Here is a 16919-nt window from a genome sequence, read left to right on the forward strand (position 1 = left end):
TATACCCGGCAGATGCGTGAAGAGGTGCTTCCCGGCGGCAACACCACGGGTGCCGTGTTGATCGACGGTGTCGTACACAAGCGGGCGTCGCGGTGGACGACCACCGTGCACGCGGTGCTGCGGCATCTGGAGGACGCCGGGTTCGACGCCGCCCCCCGCGCGCTGGGCTTCGACGACCAGGGCCGCGAGATGCTCAGCTATCTGCCGGGGGAGACGATCGGCGGCCGGGAGCCCTGGCCCGACTGGGCGTCGGCCGACGTGATGCTGGTGCAGGTCGGCCGGTGGCTGCGCCGGGTCCACGACCTGACCGCCGGTTTCACGCCGCCGCCGGACGAGTGCTGGTTCGTCGGCCGCGCGATGGGCCCCGGGCTGGTCGTCGGGCACCAGGACGCGTCCCCCTACAACGCGGTGGTGGACGGTGACCGGCTGGTCGGGTTCTGCGACTGGGACACCGCCGGCCCGTCGTCGCGGGAGTGGGACCTGGCGTTCTCCGCGCTGACCTGGGTGCCGCTGGCATCACCGCGCGACGGCAGCCCGTTGACCGACGGCGACCTGCGCGAGCGGGCCCGCCGGTTGCGTCTGCTGCTCGACGCGTACGGCTACGGGGGCGACCGGGGTGGGTTCGCCGCCGCCGTGCCGCAGCGGGCCCGGCGGCAGGCGGACGTGATCCGTCACCTGGCCGACGCCGGGGATGCTGCGGCGACCGCCCTGCTGCCCATCGCGGCACTGCTCGAACGGTCCGCGACCGACGTCGAGGCCCTTCCGGCGGCCTTCTGGACGCGGTGACCGCACTCGTGGGCGGAGACGCCACCACCAGCGACTCGCTCTTGCCGAGGTGAGCGCGTCGACAACAACACGGACGCCCACGGAAACGGGTTTGGCAGGATTGCAGCCATCGGGAAGGGTGCACGCATGACCGGTCAGCGGCACGTCGGTTACCACGGCATGTGGGCGGAACCCGAAGCGGACCCCAGGTCCGCCGTCAGCCCTGAGGGCGAACTGGCAACCATCCGTGGCTACCTGTCCAATTACCGCCTGACGCTGGGCATGAAGTGCGAAGACCTCTCACCGGAGCAGTTGGCCTCCCGGTCGGTGCCGCCGTCGACGATGAGCCTGCTCGGCCTGCTCCGCCACATGGCCGCCGTGGAGCACAACTGGTTCTACCGGATCCTGCAGGGCAACCTGAACGCGCCGCCGCTCTACTGGTCCACCGAGGAACCCGACCGGGACTTCGACGGTGCGGTGGCTGACCCGAACGTCGTGGACGATGCGTTCACCACCTGGCGAGAACAGATCGCCATGGCTGACAGGTGGCTGGATTCGGTGACCGATCTCGGCGCGATGGTCAGCATGGCCAACGGCGAGCAGGTCAGCGTCCGCGACATCCTGATCCACATGGTCGAGGAGTACGCGCGGCACTGTGGCCACGTGGACCTGCTCCGCGAATGCATCGATGGACGTACGGGCCAGTAGCCGCCCGACGAGGGGTGCGCAACCCCGTGGATCGTCGCGGACGAGTTCTGGGCCGAGGTCGAAGGCGGAGGTGCGGCTACCGTGGTGAGGGGGCACTACGGGAGGAACGGGTTTGACCGAGGGGTGCACGGTGACGGTGTGCCGGGACTGTTGCTGCGGCAGCCGGACCAAGCACCCGACGGTCGATCACGACGCGCAGCTCGACGGTCTGCGAGAGGCTCTGGAGCCGGATCATCGAGTGCGGACCAGTCTGTGCCTGGACGTGTGCGCGCAGTCCAACGTGATGGTGGTGCAGCCCAGTCCGGCCGCGCGACGCCACGGGGCGCGGCCGGTCTGGTTCGGACTTGTCGCCGACGGTGCCGTGGTAGCTGATCTGGTCGCCTGGGTTCGGGCCGGTGGTCCGGGTGTGGCGGCGTTGCCGGCCGTGCTGGAGTTGTCGGTGATCACGTCGCCGGTGCTCACCGGTCGGTGAGGGCGGGCGGGTCGGCGTGACCGGCTGAGGCCGGCCCGCCTGCTGTCCGCCGGCTGGTCAGGAGCGGGCCCGCTGCGAGGTGACCGGGGTGGTGAAGAAGTCGGCGAGCGCGTCGACCAGGTGCTGCGGGGCCCGGTTGAGGGCGTCGTGACCGGCGCGCGGCACCACCAGCGTGCGGGCGTGCGGTAGCGCCCCGGCCAGCGCCTCGTTGATCGGCCGGTAATAGGGCGGGCCACTGCCGCCGTAGGCCAGCAGCACCTCGGCGGTGATGCCGGCCCACCGCTGCGGCGAGCTGTCGTGCTGCTGGATCAGCGCGCTCTCGTCGAGGGTGGTCGGCAGCAGGTCGCCCATGGTGCGCCCGATCGTCGTACGCAGGAACAGCCGGCAGATGGCCACCTGGACGGCCAGTGGCAGGCGCGACGTGGCCGACTGGGTGTTGAGGCCGGCCCCGGTGATCGCCAGGGCGCGGGCGATGTCGCCCGCGTGTGCCGCCGCGCGGGCGGCGGGCACCCAGTCGAGGGGGAACAGGCCGTTGACCTGGACCGCCGGGTCATAGAGAGCGAGGCGGTCGATCGGCAGTCCACGGGCGGCGGCGCGCAGGGCCACGAAGCCGCCGCCGCTGTGGCCGAGCACGTTGCCGACCCCGGTGGCGGTCAGCAGCGCGGCGAGGTCGTCGACGTCCTGCTCGCCGTCGTAGGGCTCGGCGCGGGCCGCCGCGTCGGCCCGGCCGCGACGGTTGTAGAGGTGCACGGTGAACCGGTCGGCCAGCCGCACCGCCAGTCGGCGGTAGACCTCGATGGTGACGCCACCGCCGTGCACCACGATGATGCCCGGCCCGCTGCCGGTGGAGTGGAGCACGATCTCGGCGTCGTCGGCCGCCGGTACCCGTTGCTCGGTCCAGTGCTGTTGCATGTCGTCCTCCCCAACAAAACTGCGAACACCGTTTGCAGTTTTAGAGTGTAGCGGTGACCTCACCCGACGAGCCAGCGCGTACCCCGATCTGGTCCCGGCCGGCCCGTGGGCAGCGCGGGCCCGCGCCGACACACACCCGGGACGAGATCGTCGCCGCCGCGATCGCGACCGCCGACGCCGACGGCATCGGCGCGGTCTCCATGCGGGCGGTCGCCGCCGCGCTGCACACCGGCGCCGGCTCGCTCTACCGCTACCTGTCCTCCCGCGACGACCTGCTCGACCTGATGGTCGACCGGGCGGCGGGGGAGTTGCGCCCCTACCCGGAGGCCGGCGACGACTGGCTCGACACCATGCTGCGCCTCGCCCGGCGGCAACTCGACCTCTACCGCCGGCACCCCTGGCTGGTGGAGGTTCTGCCCCGGCCGACCGCCCCCGGCCCGCAGAGCCTGGCCTGGTTCGACCACTGCCTGGCCGTCCTGCGGCCGGTGCCGGCCGCGACCACCACCAAGTTCGAGGCGATCGCCATGATGACCGGGGTGACGTCGCTGTTCGCCCGGCAGGAGTCCGCCGCCCCGCCGGTCGGCTTCGCCGGCACCGACCTGGCGGCCTACCCGAACCTGGTCGCCGCCGTCACCGACCCGTCACCGTCCGCGCCCCGCGACCTCTTCGCGACGACGGTACGCAGCGTCCTGCGCGGCCTGCTCGTCGACGACGCCGGATAGGCTCGGACGCGCCTGATGGCGGCCCGACACCACAACCCTGCGCCCGCCCGGTCACGGGACTACGGTCCATGGGTGACACCTCCGCGGGTCGAGACGCCGTCCACGTCGTACCGGCCCGGCCGGGTGGCGGGTAGGCCCTCCATGATCGCGCTGGTGCTGCTGACCGGGGTCGGGCCGTTCGCCACCGACGCGTACATCGCCGCCCTACCCGAACTGCGGCGCTCCCTGGACACCAGCGCCACCATGGCGCAGCTGACCCTGACCGCGTTCATCATCGGCGTGGCCGCCGGTCAGCTCCTGCTCGGCCCGGTCAGCGACGTACGGGGCCGGCGCGGCATCGTCCTGGTGAGCACCGTGAGTTTCGTGCTGCTGTCGCTGCTCTGCGCCGCCGCCCCGACCGCCGGGGTGCTGGTGCTCGCCCGGCTCGGGCAGGGGATCGCGGCCGGCACCGGGGTGGCGCTCGGCCGGGCGATGGTGACCGACGCGTGGCAGGGCGACCAGGCCGCCGCCCGGTTCGGCAGCATCGCCTCGGTGACGTTCCTCGGCCCGGTGCTGGCACCGGCCGTCGGCGGGGTGATCCTCGACCACGGCACCTGGCGTACCGTCTTCGTCGCCCTCACCGGGCTGGGGGCGGCGATGGCGGTGGCCGCGCTGGTCGGCCTGCCGGAGACGCTGCCCGCGCACCGCCGGCACGACGGCGGCCCACGCCCGGCGCTGGCGCGGATGGCCGGCCTGCTGCGCGACCGGACGGTGCTCACCAACCTGATCGTGCTCTGCCTGGCCATCGCCGGGTTCTTCACCTACATCGGCGGCTCGGCGTTCGTCTTCCAGACCGCCTACCGGGTGGACGAGTCCCGATACACCCTCATCTTCGCCACCAACGCCGCCGGCATGGCCGCCGCCGGGCTGCTGTTCCGGGTGTTGGTCAGGCGGGTAGGAGCCGGCCGGTTGCGGGCCGCCGGGCTCGCCGCGTCCACCGTGGCCACCCTCGTGCTGCTCGTCGTCGCCCTGGTCGACCGGGAGGCCGGGTGGCCGCTGGCCGTGCCGTGGACGCTGCTCGCCGTGGTGGTCGCCGGCATGGGTCTGACCCTGCCGGCCAGCACCGCGCTGACGCAGGAGGCCGGCCGGCGTTCCGCCGGCACCACCGCCGCGCTCCAGGGTGGTCTGGGTTTCCTCGCGGGCGCGCTGGTCACACCCCTCACCGGCCTCCTCGGGTACGCGAGCCTGCTGCCGATGGCGGCGGCCATGGCGGTCTTCTTCGTGGTGGCCTGCGTGATGCTGGTGCTGCTGGCCCGCCCCGGTGCGTCCTTTCAGGCACTTCACAGTCCTGGCAATTAGGGTGCGGCGGGTAACCGTGCGTGCTCCACGGTGGAGTACGCGCCGACCGTGAAGCGGGAGTTCCGATGGTCTTCAAAAAGATGCTGAGCGCGTTCGGGGTCGGTGGGCCCAGCGTCGACACCGTCCTGGCCAACCCGAACACCCGGCCCGGCCTGACCCTCGACGGCAACGTGAACCTGGTCGGCGGGGACGCCCCCGCCAACATCGAGCAGGTCGTCATCGGCCTGGTCACCCGGGTCGAGATCGAGGGCGGCGACAGCGAGTACGCCGGCGTCATGGAGTTCCACCGGATGGTGGTCAGCGGCCCGCTCCAGCTCGCGCCGAAGCAGCAGCTCGCCCTCCCGTTCCAGCTGCCGGTGCCGTGGGAGACCCCGATCACCGACGTATACGGTCAGCGTCTGCACGGCATGACCATGGGGCTGCGTACCGAGCTGGCGATCGCCCGCGCGGTCGACAAGAGCGACCTCGACCAGGTCAACGTCCACCCGCTGCCGGTGCACGAGCACATCCTCGGCGCGTTCCAGCAGCTCGGTTTCCGGTTCAAGCACGCCGACCTGGAGCGGGGTCACATCCGGGGCTCCCAGCAGACGTTGCCGTTCTACCAGGAGATCGAGTTCTTCGCCGCACCCCAGTACGCGCAGGCCATCACCGAGCTGGAGCTGACCTTCGTGACCGGCCCGCACGGGGTCGAGGTGGTGCTGGAGTGCGACAAGCGGGGTGGTTTCCTCAGCTCCGGGCACGACGTCTTCGGCCGCTACACCGTCTCCCACACCGACGTCGACCGGGTCGACTGGGTCCAGGTCGTCGACGGCTGGCTGCGCGAGACCACCTCCACGTACGGCAACCTGCGCGCCTCCTCCGGATACGGTGCCCCCACCCACGGCTACCCGATGCACGGCCACGGCCACCACGGCCGGGGCCCGGGGATGGGCGGCGTGGTGGCCGGTGCGGCGCTCGGTGTCGCCGGTGGCCTGGTCGCCGGTGAACTGATCGAGGACGCCTTCGAGGGCGACGACGACGGCGGCGACTTCGGCGGCGACGAGTGAACTGAGGTCACGTCCGGCGGACGGGCCGTCGCCGGGCGGGTCCCTGGTCCGGTGTGGACACACCGGGACGGCCGGACCCTGCTCGGCGGTCCCCCAGAGCAGCGATGGCCCCCGGGAGCAATCCCGGGGGCCATCGTCCCGCGCAGCTCGCGCTGCTCGGGTCAGCTACGGTCAGCGACGACCCTTGCGCTCCGCGCCGGAACGCCGTGCCGAACCCGCCTTCGCCAGGCCCCGGCTCACCAGGTAGGCGCCGGTCAGGGCGGTCAGGAACCACCACGCCTGCGTCGGGTTGTTGATGTTCAGGCCGTTCGTGGCGGTACCACGCCAGAAGGCGGAGATCACCACGACCGCGACTGCGGCGGCGTACACCCAGAACTCGGTCGTCAGGAACGACTGCTTGGTCTCCGTACCCGGAGACGGCATCGCTTCCCGGTGCCCGTCGTGCATCATCGGCATCTGCCGGGTCTGCTCGTTCATCATGGCGTTGCGCTGGGCGGTGTCCATCGGCCGGTTCATGGGCCTGGTGGATGCAGCCTGCGTGCTCATCTGGTCCTCCTCAGGATTTGATGAGTACCTGCGCTCCCTCACCCCGCTACCGCGGTCGGCCACGGCACGGTTCGCCTGCTGTGGCGGGGGCACCCTGGGTCTACCCCCCGACGGCGAGCAGGTAACACCGGCTCCGGCCGAAATTCCGCCGCCGCCGGGCCAGCCCTCCGGTGCCCCGACCGTGGTACGCGGCGACGCCGCGCCGACCCAGCTCCGGTCCGCCCGGGCCGAAGCGGGGTGCGGCCCACGCGTGGTCGGGGCGGGTGCGGTCCGCCCGGGGGCGGGGCGGGGTGCGGTCGCTGTCTCGACCGCCTGCTGCTGACCTGGTCCCCGGGGCTGGATGCGGTGTTTGGTCGTGCGGGCCACGGGCACGCAGCGGGTTCCGCCGAGACTCTGCGAGGTGATGGACGTGCGCGACGACGACATGATGCGGAACTCCACCCGTAAGGCCGAGGAGCGGCTCACCGCCGGGGTGTACGGCCCCGGGGCGCTCGACGAGGTGACCGTGCCCCGGGTCGACGTGACCAGAGCCCTCCAGGAGGACGACCCGGACGACGTGGCCGACGTGCCGATCGACCCGGAGGTATTGCGCGACGGTGGCCCGACCCGGGGCCAGGGGGCGGTGACCACCACCGGCGGCACCGCCGGCCCGGCCAGTGTTCGGCGGGTGGCCCGGCAGCCCGGACGACACCCGGGCACGGTCGCACCGACGACCACCGGCGACGCCACCACCGGCGGGCTGAGCACTCCGACCGGCGGCCCCGTCAGTGACCAGTCGGCCAGCGCCGTCGAGATCGGCGACTTCTCCGACGACTGACCGCGCTGCTGGAGGGGCACCCGCCCCATGATCACGCTCGAACATGGATGTAGTGGTCTCCTCTCGCCGGGAGGCCACTACATCCATGTTGCAGCACGGTCTTGCCGATCACGGGCCCGGTGCGTCGGGGCCGGGGTCGGGCGTCGAAGGGGTCGGGCATCGAAGGGTGGGCGTCGAGGGATCGGGCGGACCCCACGGCGGTCGCCCGGTGAACGCGGTGGCCCTCTTCGAGAGGTGGGGGTCAAGGGGTCGGGCGGAGCACCCCCAGGCGTTGGGTGGCGCGGGTCAGCGCGACATAGAGGTCATTGCGGCCCCGGGGGGACTCGGCGACGATCCCGTCCGGGTCGACCACCAGCACCGAGTCGAACTCCAACCCCTTGGCCTGGCCGACGGTGAGCAGCACCACCCGGCTCTCCAGCTCGGGCTGCTCGCCGACCGCCGCCTCGGGCAGCGCGGCCAGCAGTACACCCGCCAGCTCGTCGGCCCGCCCGACCGGCACGATCACCCCGAGCCGCCCCTCCCGGTCATCCGGGCGGGCATCCGCACCGCCACCGTCCAGCCCGGCGGCCTCCCGACGGGCCGCCTCGACCAGTTCCACGCCGAGCCGGCCCGGCTCGACGGTCCGGTCCCACGGCGGCACCCCGCTGTGGCGTACCGAGCGGGGTGGGCGCAGCTGCGGGTCGATCCCGGCGAGCACCTCGGCGGCGACCGCCATGACCTCCGCCGGGGTGCGGTAGCTGACGGTCAGCTCCTCCAGCCGCCAGCGCCGCGCCACGTACGGTTCCAACGCCTCGGCCCAGGACGGGGTGCCGGCCAGCGCACCGGTCTGCGCCACGTCCCCCACGATCGTCATCGACCGGCTCGGACAGCGGCGCATCAGCAGCCGCCAGGCCATCGGGGTCAACTCCTGCGCCTCGTCCACGATGATGTGCCCGAACGCCCAGCTCCGGTCGGCGGCGGCCCGCTGCGCGGTGGTCAGCCGGTCGGTCTCCTCCTGCCGTTCCAGCAGCCGGTCGGCGTCGATCAGGTCGGTGACACCGAGGATCTCACCGCCTTCGGCCTCGTCCTCCACGTCGATCGAGCGGGAGCCCCGGGCGATCTCCAGCACACCCTCGGCGTACTCGCGTTGGAAGGAGCGGATGCGTTCCCGGCGGGCGGTTGCGGCCCGCTCGTCCTCGCCGAGCAGTTCGGCGGCCTCGTCCAGCAGCGGCACGTCGGCCGGCGTCCAGCCGTCGCCCGGCGGCCGGTGCAGCAGGGCACGTTCGTCGTCGGTGAGCATCGGCGCGGCGGCGGCGATCCGCTCCGGCGAGGCGTACAGGTCGGCGAGTAGCCGCTGCGGGGTGAGCACCGGCCAGAGCTGGTCCAGCGCGGCGGTGACCTCCGGTTCCTCGCGCAGTTCCCGGCGGATCTCGGCGCGGTCCGCCTCCTCCAGCAGGTTGTCCCCGCCGAGCGGATCGGCCCCGATCCGCTCGGCGACCTGCTCGGCGAGGGCGTGTACGACCTCGATGTCGAACAGGGCACGGGCCAGGTTGTGCGGGCGGTCGGTGCGCCGGACCCGGTCCCGGGCCAGGCGTACCGTCTCCGGGTCCAGCCGCAGCACCTCCCGCTGGGGCAACTCGATCTCCAGCGGCGCGTCGGGCACCCACTGCCTGTCCCGGACGGCGGCGGCGAGCACCTCGGCCAGCACCGACCGACCCTTGAGTGCGGCGGTGCGGGCCGGTTCGGCGCGGCGGGCGCTGACCCCGGGGAAGAGGTCGCCGGGGGTGCTGAGCAGCACCCCCGTCTCGGCCAGGGCCGGCAGCACCTGGGAGATGTAGCGCAGGAAGGTGGCGTTCGGCCCGACCAGCAGCACGCCCCGGGTGGAGAGCTGCTGGCGGTGGGTATAGAGCAGGTACGCGGCGCGGTGCAGCGCGACGGCCGTCTTGCCGGTGCCGGGGCCGCCCTGCACGACCAGCACCCCGGGCAGGTCGGCCCGGATGATGCGGTCCTGCTCGACCTGGATGGTCTCGACGATGTCCCGCATCCGGCCGGTCCGGCCGGCGTTGAGCGCGGCGAGCAGGGACGCCTCACCGGTCAGCTCCTCGTGCCCGGTGGGGGAGGCGGTCTCGATGTCGAGCACCTCGTCGTTGAGGCCGGTGACCTTCCGTTCCCGGGTACGCAGGTGCCGCCGCAACCGGACACCCTGCGGGTTGGCGGCGGTGGCGAGATAGAACGGCCGGGCGGCGGGAGCGCGCCAGTCCATCAGCAGCGGTTCGTAGTCGCCGTCGGTGTCGAAGATGCCGATCCGGCCGACGTAGTGCCGGCTGCCGTCGGCCCCGTCGAGCCGACCGAAGGCCAGCCCCTGTTCGACCGCCGAGAACTGCTCTACCTGGTCGGCGTACATCCGCACGGCGCTGTCACGTTGCGAGCGGTCCTGCAGGGTGCCGCCGCCGGTGCGCAGCTCGTCGGTGAGCCGTCGGGTGGCCTGCTCACGCAGGTCGTCCAGCCGGCCGTAGAGCATCGAGACGTACTCCTGCTCGCGGCCGATCTCGTCGTCGGGTTGCCGCAGCTCGTCCGGGTGCGTTGACAAGCCGTCTCCTCGTCGATTAAAATCGCTTCTGGAATGGCTTTGTGCCATTCCTTTTTGTATTTCGGGAACTGTTCAAGATACCGCCTGCGTCGGCACTCCACCAAGCCTTCACCCTGCCCCGGCCGACGCCACCTTCCCGTGGCACACCGCAGGGCGTCCCACCCGGTGTGTTGCCACCCTCCCGGCAGGCGAGGTCGGCGCTGCCGGGGTCGGACACGCCGACGGGGGCCTGTACCGGCACACGCCGACGGGGGCCCGTACCGGCTCGCGCCGGCCCGGACCCCCGAGGGTCGTAGCGTGCAGGATTCAGCCCCGCGCGGCCTGGTACAGCCGCTCCGGGGTCACCGCCCCGGCGAGCACCCGCCCGTCGTCGGTGAGTAGCACGCTGAACAGCTTCCCGGCGAACAGCCGGCCGCTGCCCCAGTCCCCGCTGACCTTCGGCAACCCGTTGAGCATGTCGAGGGCCTGCGCCGCGCCGGGTCCGTCGGCCGGTCCCGGCTTCGCCGCGTCACCGACCGGGGTGCGCGCCGCGTCCGCCGCGTCCGTCCGCGCCACCAGCACGGTGGTCCAGCCGGTCCCGACCGTACGCAGACCGGTGTCGTCGCCCGCCCCGGGCTTCGCCGCGGCCCCGGCCTTCCGGTGCGCGTCGGCCTTTGACCCGGCCCTGTCCTTCGACCCGGCCCCGTCCTTCGACCCGGCCTCCGGACCCGGGAGGTCGCCGGTCGCCTCGGTCACCTTCACCCCGGGCGGCGGGTTGAAGGTGAACTGGTCGGCGTCCGGCCGGCGGTAGTCGACCTGGGTGAAGGCCATCTCGAAGGCCGGCTGGTCGGCACCGTTGGCGAGCACCTCGAACCGCAGCGGCACGTGCTCGGTCGCGTCGATGGCGATCCGCACCTGGTGCACCAGGGACGCCTGGTCACGCGGGGTCAGCACCAGCTCGTACGCGTCCCGACCGGCGACGGTGGCCGACCGGCCGGTGGTGACCAGCGTGCTCGGGTCGACGGCGGCCAGCGCCCGCTCGGCGGCCTCCTTCGGGGTGACCGGCAACGCGCCCTCCGCCGCCCGCCCGGTCGACTCCGGCAGGGTCCGGTGGGTCGCGGTGTTGGCCTTGCTGTCCCAGGTCCACACGTCCCGGCCGGAACGGATGACGTCCCGCTCACCGAGGGTGTCGAGCAACGCGACCCGCTGCCGGTCCGGACCCGAATACCAGACCCGCAGGGTGTGCGTGCCGCTGAGCAGCGCGGCATCCCCACCGGCCAGGCCGACCAGTTTCGGCAGCCCGAGATCGGCGCGCTGCACCACCGTGCCGGAGAGCCCGTCCAACCGGGCGGTCTGCAGGTCGACGAGCAACTGGGCGGCGCTGCGCGGCGGCAGCGCGGGTTCGGCGTTCGCGGCGAACGTGCCGATCGCGGCACCTCCGCCCACGACGGTGACCGCGGCGGCCAGTGGCACCAGCCACCGCAGGGTGGAACGGTTCTTCAGTACGGACATGGGGCACCTCCTGGGACCATCCTGCCCGTCGGGTGCTGTGAGCCGGCTGAGGACGGCGTCCCGGTCGGTCGCGTCGGGGTGGCACGCTGGGATGATGCGGGTGCTGGTGGTGGAGGACGAGACGCGGCTGGCGGCGGCGTTGCAGCGCGGCCTGACCGCCGAGGGGTTCGTGGTGGACACGGCGGGCACCGGGCCGGCCGGGCTGGACGCCGCCCGGCACGGCGGATACGACGCCATGATCCTCGACGTGATGCTCCCCGGCCTGTCCGGCTACGAGGTGGTCCGCCGGTTGCGCGCCGACGAGTGTTGGCTGCCGGTGCTGATGCTCTCCGCCAAGGACGGCGAGTACGACCAGGCCGACGGGTTGGACTGCGGGGCCGACGACTACCTGACCAAACCCTTCTCGTACGTGGTGCTGGTGGCCCGGCTGCGGGCGTTACTGCGCCGGGGCGCCCCGGAACGGCCGACCGTCCTCGCCGTCGGGGACCTGAGACTGGACCCGGCCCGCCGCCGGGTCACCCGCGCCGACACCGAGGTGGTGCTCACCGCCCGGGAGTTCGCACTGCTGGAGTACCTGATCCGCCGCCCCGGCGAGGTGATCTCCAAGACCGAACTGCTCGACCACGTCTGGGACGCCAGTCTGCGTACCGCACCCAACGCGGTCGAGGTGTACGTCGGCTACCTCCGCCGCAAGATCGGCCGGGACCGGTTGGAGACCGTCCGGGGTGCCGGCTACCGGTTGACCTCGTGAGACGCCCCCGCTGGCCGGTGCTCGGCCTGCGCGCCCGACTGATGGTGCTCGGCGTGGCCGGCCTCTCCGTGGGGCTGGCCCTCGGCGGGGTGGTGCTGCTGGTCGCGCTCGGCTGGACGCTGCAACGCACCGTCGACGAGGAGGCGTTCCGCACCGCCGACGCGGTCGCCCGGCTGGCCGGCGAGAACGCCCTGCCCGACCCGCTGCCGGTGGCCGGCGGGCAGCTCCGGGTACAGGTGGTCGACTCCGCCGGGCGGATCCGGGCCGCCTCCATCGACGCCGACCGGCTGGTGCCGATGGTCCGTCCCGACCAGCTCACCGGCACCGGCCGGCAACGCACCGTGGTGCCCGGCCAACGCCTCGGCTGGGAGGGGCCGGTGCGGGTGGTGGCGGTGCCCGCCCAGTCCGCGGGGGAACCGTTGACCGTCCTGGTGGGCCGCTCCACCGTCGACATCCGACACGCCACCCAGGCCGCCCGGACCGTGCTGCTGGTCGCCTTCCCGCTGCTGGTGGGGCTGCTCGCGGTGGTCGCCTGGCGGGTGGTCGGGGCGACCCTGCGGCCGGTCGAGGCGCTGCGCAGCGGGGCAGCCGAGATCACCGGCCGGGACGCGGCCGACCGGCTGCCGGTGCCCGCCTCCCAGGACGAGATCCACCGGCTGGCGGTCACCCTCAACGACATGCTGGACCGGCTGGAGGCGGCCCGTGCCCGGCAACGGTCGTTCCTCGCCGACGCGGCACACGAGCTGCGCAGCCCGCTGACGAACATGCGTACCGAGCTGGAGGTGGCCCAGCGCCTCGGCGACCGCACCGACTGGCCGGTCGTCGCCACCGACCTGCTCGCCGACACCGAACGGCTGGGTCGGCTCGTCGACGACCTGCTGCTGCTGGCCCGACTCGACGAGCAGCCGACACCGGGGGCCGGTCACGCCCGCGAGGCGGGGCCGGTGGAGCTGGGCGGGTTGCTCGCCGAGGTCGCCGCCCGCTGGCCGGGCCCACCGCCCTCCCCCGCGACGGAGCCACCGGACGGGGACGACCCGTCCACCCCACCCGGGGCCGGCCCTTCGTCTGTCCCGTCGGATGTGGTCAGCCGGTGCGTTCCGGCTGGTGTCGGCGTTCCGCCTGTTCCGTCGGGTGGGGGCAGCTCATCGGTGCTGTCGGGTGGGGGCAGCGCGACCGTCCCGCCGGGTGTCGGGGATCCGTCCGGGCCGCCGGTCGTGCTCGTCGCTGCGGCGTCGGGGCCGGTATGGACGGTTGGCGTCCCCGACGAACTGCGCCGGGTGCTGGGCAACCTGGTCGACAACGCCGTCCGGCACGCGCGTACCCGGGTCGTGCTGGCCGTCGAGTCGACGACGGACGGGGCGTACCACCTGGTGACGGTGACCGACGACGGGCCGGGCATCCCGGTGGCGGACCGGGACCGGGTGTTCCGCCGGTTCACCCGGCTGGACGAGGGCCGGGCCCGGGACGCGGGCGGCGCCGGGCTCGGCCTGGCCATCGTCCGGGAACTGGTCCGCCGGGGTGGCGGCACGGTCGACCTCACCGACGCGAAACCCGGCCTGACAGTCCGGCTCCACCTCCCGACCCTCCCAGACCCCGACTAACCACCCCCCCCACCCCCACCCCCACCCCCACCCGAGTTGATCAAGAGGTTTGCGTCAGGATTTTCGTTGTGGGTGACGCAAACCTCTTGATCACCGCCGCGTCCAACCGATTGCCTGGGTGATCAAGAGGTTTGCGTCAAAGATCGAGGGTGGGGTGACGTAAAGCTCTTGATCAACTCCGGCGGGGGCGGGGGCGGGGGCGGGGGCGGGGAGGGGGGAGGCGGGAGGGGGGAGGGGGTTAGCGGCGGGTGGTGCAGATGCGTTTGGCTCGGGCCACGACGTCGGTGGACCAGACCACGGCGACGGTGAAGCAGTAGTTGGTGGTGCGGTCCAGGCCGTGTACGACGAAGTTGTCGGTGCCGGGCGGCAGGGTCTGGAACGGGCGGGGATCCTGCCCGGCCTTGGCGGCGGAGAGGATCACCGGCCCCTCGCTCCCGGCCGGGTACGTCCAGGTCAGGGTGATGCCGTCGGGTCGGTCGCGCAGCGTCACCTTGCCTGGTGGGGTCCCCGGTGAGGCGGGTGGGACGGCGTTCGGCGTCGCGGCGGTCGGCGTTGCCCCGCTCGGTGCGACGGGCGGCGGGTCGTCGGAACTGCCCACCTGGGACACCCCGGCGATCACCGCGATCGCGCCCAGCAGCACCACCGCGACCCCGACCGCCACCAGCGGTACGGCACCCGGGCGGCGTGGGGGCGGGGCGTGCCGGCGCGGCACCAGCACGGGCAGCAGTCGGGACGGGTCCACCGGCGGCTCCGCCGGCACGACCCGGCGTACCCCGGCGGCCTCCTGCCCGGGGTGGCCCGGCGGCGGGGCGTAGGGGAATTCCCGCCGGTCGCCGGTCACCCCGGACCCGGCCGTCGTGGTGGCCGACTCGGGCGGCCAGTGACCGTCGTCCCCGCCCCAGCCTGACCTGGCCGAATAGCCAGAGCCAGCCGAATGGTCCGACCCGGCCGAATAGCCCGACCCTGCCGAATAGCCCGACCCGGCCGAGGTTTCCGATGTCGCCGGATGGTCGGACGTCGAGGGATGGCCGGATGCCGCCGGATAGCCAGGCGTCGTCGGATAACCCGATGCCGCCGGACGGTCCGACGTGGCCGGATAGCCGGTGCCGCCGGGGTGTCCGGTGCCGTCACGGGTGGGGTAGCCGGCGCCGGTCGGCTGGTCGGGGGGGTCGAAGCCCGCCGGGTGACCGAAAGCGGTGGGCCGCCCGGTGCCCTGCGGGTAGCCGGTGTCGTCGGGGGGTAGCCGCTGGCCGGGCACCGTCGGCGGGTACGCCTCGTCGGCGGGCACCACCCCGGCCGACCAGGCCGACAGGTCGGGGGGCCCTTCGGCGGGTGGTGGGGTACGGGCGGCCGGCACCACCGGCGCGTCGCGTTCCGGGGTGGGCTCGTCGTCGCAGACGTGATCCGGGTCGGCAGCCGCCCGGGCCAGCGCGGCGACCTGCCGGGCCAGCGGGTCGTCGGCGGCCAGGTGCTGGCGGGCCAGCTCGCGGGCGAGAGCGAGGTTGTCGTGCGCCTCGTCGAAACGGCCGCAGTCGCGTTGCATCGCACCGAGCCGGGCGAGCATCTTGATCCCGCTGGCGTGCCCGTCGCCGTAGACCTCGCGGTGCAGCTCCCACGCGTCCTGGAGGCGTTCGCGGGCCTGGGCGCACTGGCCCCGGGCGTACTCCACGGTGGCCAGGTCGGCGTGCGCGGCGAGCACCCGCAGCGACTCGGGGCCGTCCCAGGCGGTCAGCTCCAGGATCACCTCGGAATAGAGCCGGGCGGCGCGGGCGTCGCTGCCGACCCGGTGCAGCACCGCCGCCAGGGTGGCCGCCGTGGAGATGGTCCGCTGGTCGGAGATGCCGTACAACCGGCTCGACGCCGCGTACGCGAAGGCGGCCCAGCCGCGTGCCGAGTGTGGTTCGCCGAGGGTGACCAGCAGTCGGGCCTGGAGGCCGGCGGCCTCGGCCAGCTCGGGGGAGGCGTGGTCGGGACGGGGGTCCGCGTCGGTCAGCGCGTCGGCCAGCAGACGCTGGGCGCCGGCCAGGTCGCCGGCGGACACCAGGTGCTGCGCCTGGAGGGTCAGTTCACCGAAGCCGGAAGACACGCCCCATCGTGCTTGGCCGGCAACCGTTAGTACAACCCTTGCCGGTCGGCAACTTGGTCAAGAACCGGTCAGGTGGGCGACCAACGTCTCGCTGATCCGGCGCAGCTGGTCCACCTGGGCGGGGCTGAGCGCGTCGAACAGGTGCCGGCGTACCCCCTCGACGTGGCCGGGCGCGGCGGCGGCGAGGGCCGCGAAACCGTCGTCGGTGAGGACGGCGATCTGGCCGCGCCGGTCGGTGGGGCACTCGTCGCGGCGGACCCAGCCGGCGGTCTCCAACCGGGCGACGGCGTGCGAGAGTCGGCTGCGTGACGAGCCGGTGAGGTCGGCCAGCTCGCTCATCCGCAGTTGTCGGTCGGGCACCTCGGAGAGCCGGACCAGGATCTCGTAGTAGGCGTGCGGCATCCCGGCGTCGCGTTGCAGCTCGCGGTCGAGGGTGTCGCTCAGCGCCCGGGAGGCGGTCAGGAAGGCACGCCAGGTCTGCTGCTCGTCGTGGTCCAGCCAGCGGGTCATGACCGTCATCATAGCCGCAATAGTTGAACGCTCAACCAAAACGCGCTACCGTGGGCGGCATGGGAATCCACCGCCTCAACCACGCCGTGCTCTACGTCTCCGACCTGCGTCGCAGCATCGACTTCTACCGCGACGTGCTGGGCTTCCGCCCGGTGCCGATGACCCCGGACGGGTTCCGGGGCGCGGCCTTCCTCCAGGCCCCCGACTCGACCAACGACCACGACCTCGGCCTGTTCGAGATCGGCGCGAACGCCGGCCGCTCGCAGGCCGGCCGGGCCACCGTCGGCCTCTACCACCTGGCCTGGGAGCTGGACACCCTCGACGAGCTGGCCGCGACCGCGCAGCGGCTGGCCGCCGCCGACGCCCTGGTCGGCACCTCCGACCACGGCACCACCAAGAGCCTCTACGGCCGCGACCCCGACGGGTTGGAGTTCGAGATCGTCTGGATCGTCCCGGCCGACCAGCTCGACGAGGACACCCTCGCCGCCCGCAAGCGGATCGGCCGGCTCGACCTCGACCGCGAACGGGCCCGCTACGGCGGCCAGACCCGGGGCGGGGTGGGGATCTCCGTCCCGGTCTGAACGG

General features: G+C 73.2%; 16 protein-coding genes. 10 read left to right on the top strand and 6 right to left on the bottom strand.

What is annotated here, in order from left to right; all coding sequences use genetic code 11:
* Positions 1–12: 12 nt before the first annotated feature.
* The 3 genes from AB0C22_RS28370 (at position 13) to AB0C22_RS28380 (ending at position 1945) form a co-directional block, all read left to right on the top strand.
* Entirely contained in the window at positions 13–786 is a 774-nt protein-coding gene (locus AB0C22_RS28370) for a phosphotransferase (RefSeq protein WP_357537985.1), read from the top strand.
* Positions 787–912: 126 nt separating this feature from the next.
* Positions 913–1473, top strand: coding sequence for a DinB family protein (locus AB0C22_RS28375; protein ID WP_357537987.1), 561 nt, complete (start codon positions 913–915; stop codon positions 1471–1473).
* Positions 1474–1603: 130 nt separating this feature from the next.
* A complete protein-coding gene (locus tag AB0C22_RS28380; protein ID WP_357538029.1) occupies positions 1604–1945 on the top strand; it encodes a hypothetical protein in 342 nt (113 codons plus the stop codon).
* 57 nt (positions 1946–2002) lie between these two features.
* Here AB0C22_RS28380 and AB0C22_RS28385 read toward each other — a convergent pair whose 3' ends face one another.
* Entirely contained in the window at positions 2003–2857 is an 855-nt protein-coding gene (locus AB0C22_RS28385; RefSeq protein WP_357537989.1) for an alpha/beta hydrolase, read from the bottom strand.
* A 53-nt stretch (positions 2858–2910) separates the two neighbouring features.
* Between AB0C22_RS28385 and AB0C22_RS28390 the strand changes: the two genes are divergently transcribed.
* The 3 genes from AB0C22_RS28390 to AB0C22_RS28400 all read left to right on the top strand — a co-directional run bounded on the left by AB0C22_RS28390 (position 2911) and on the right by AB0C22_RS28400 (position 5963).
* Complete coding sequence (locus tag AB0C22_RS28390; protein WP_357537991.1) at positions 2911–3579, top strand: TetR/AcrR family transcriptional regulator; 669 nt, start codon at positions 2911–2913, stop codon at positions 3577–3579.
* A 72-nt stretch (positions 3580–3651) separates the two neighbouring features.
* On the top strand, positions 3652–4917 hold the full coding sequence (locus AB0C22_RS28395) for a multidrug effflux MFS transporter (protein WP_357537993.1): 1266 nt from the start codon (positions 3652–3654) through the stop codon (positions 4915–4917).
* Between the two features lie 65 nt (positions 4918–4982).
* Complete coding sequence (locus tag AB0C22_RS28400) at positions 4983–5963, top strand: sporulation protein (RefSeq protein WP_357537995.1); 981 nt, start codon at positions 4983–4985, stop codon at positions 5961–5963.
* A 171-nt stretch (positions 5964–6134) separates the two neighbouring features.
* On the opposite strand, the gene AB0C22_RS28405 is transcribed toward AB0C22_RS28400, so the two are convergent.
* Positions 6135–6419, bottom strand: a complete 285-nt coding sequence (locus AB0C22_RS28405; RefSeq protein ID WP_208569925.1) for a hypothetical protein — start codon at positions 6417–6419, stop codon at positions 6135–6137.
* Positions 6420–6933: 514 nt separating this feature from the next.
* On the opposite strand from AB0C22_RS28405, the gene AB0C22_RS28410 reads away from it, so the two are divergent.
* On the top strand, positions 6934–7326 hold the full coding sequence (locus AB0C22_RS28410) for a hypothetical protein (protein ID WP_219470819.1): 393 nt from the start codon (positions 6934–6936) through the stop codon (positions 7324–7326).
* A gap of 241 nt (positions 7327–7567) precedes the next feature.
* Here AB0C22_RS28410 and AB0C22_RS28415 read toward each other — a convergent pair whose 3' ends face one another.
* Both AB0C22_RS28415 and AB0C22_RS28420 read right to left on the bottom strand, forming a co-directional pair.
* The gene (locus AB0C22_RS28415) at positions 7568–9826 is read right to left on the bottom strand and encodes an ATP-binding domain-containing protein (protein ID WP_357538031.1); all 2259 of its coding nucleotides are present in this window, start codon (positions 9824–9826) and stop codon (positions 7568–7570) included.
* Between the two features lie 375 nt (positions 9827–10201).
* The gene (locus AB0C22_RS28420) at positions 10202–11386 is read right to left on the bottom strand and encodes a sigma-E factor regulatory protein RseB domain-containing protein (protein WP_357537996.1); all 1185 of its coding nucleotides are present in this window, start codon (positions 11384–11386) and stop codon (positions 10202–10204) included.
* A 94-nt stretch (positions 11387–11480) separates the two neighbouring features.
* Here AB0C22_RS28420 and AB0C22_RS28425 point away from each other — a divergent pair, with 94 nt between their 5' ends.
* Both AB0C22_RS28425 and AB0C22_RS28430 read left to right on the top strand, forming a co-directional pair.
* A complete protein-coding gene (locus AB0C22_RS28425; protein ID WP_208569879.1) occupies positions 11481–12137 on the top strand; it encodes a response regulator transcription factor in 657 nt (218 codons plus the stop codon).
* A 41-nt stretch (positions 12138–12178) separates the two neighbouring features.
* The gene (locus AB0C22_RS28430; RefSeq protein WP_255599173.1) at positions 12179–13738 is read left to right on the top strand and encodes an ATP-binding protein; all 1560 of its coding nucleotides are present in this window, start codon (positions 12179–12181) and stop codon (positions 13736–13738) included.
* 238 nt (positions 13739–13976) lie between these two features.
* Here the strand turns inward: AB0C22_RS28430 and AB0C22_RS28435 are convergent, their stop codons facing one another.
* Both AB0C22_RS28435 and AB0C22_RS28440 read right to left on the bottom strand, forming a co-directional pair.
* Positions 13977–15824: a tetratricopeptide repeat protein gene (locus AB0C22_RS28435; RefSeq protein WP_357537998.1), complete on the bottom strand. Its 1848-nt coding sequence runs from the start codon at positions 15822–15824 to the stop codon at positions 13977–13979.
* Between the two features lie 57 nt (positions 15825–15881).
* The gene (locus AB0C22_RS28440) at positions 15882–16343 is read right to left on the bottom strand and encodes a MarR family transcriptional regulator (protein ID WP_357538033.1); all 462 of its coding nucleotides are present in this window, start codon (positions 16341–16343) and stop codon (positions 15882–15884) included.
* Positions 16344–16393: 50 nt separating this feature from the next.
* Between AB0C22_RS28440 and AB0C22_RS28445 the strand changes: the two genes are divergently transcribed.
* Positions 16394–16915, top strand: coding sequence for a VOC family protein (locus AB0C22_RS28445; protein ID WP_208569876.1), 522 nt, complete (start codon positions 16394–16396; stop codon positions 16913–16915).
* Positions 16916–16919: the final 4 nt, after the last annotated feature.

It is taken from the genome of Micromonospora sp. NPDC048894 (genome assembly GCF_040649765.1).
GTDB lineage: Bacteria > Actinomycetota > Actinomycetes > Mycobacteriales > Micromonosporaceae > Micromonospora > Micromonospora antibiotica.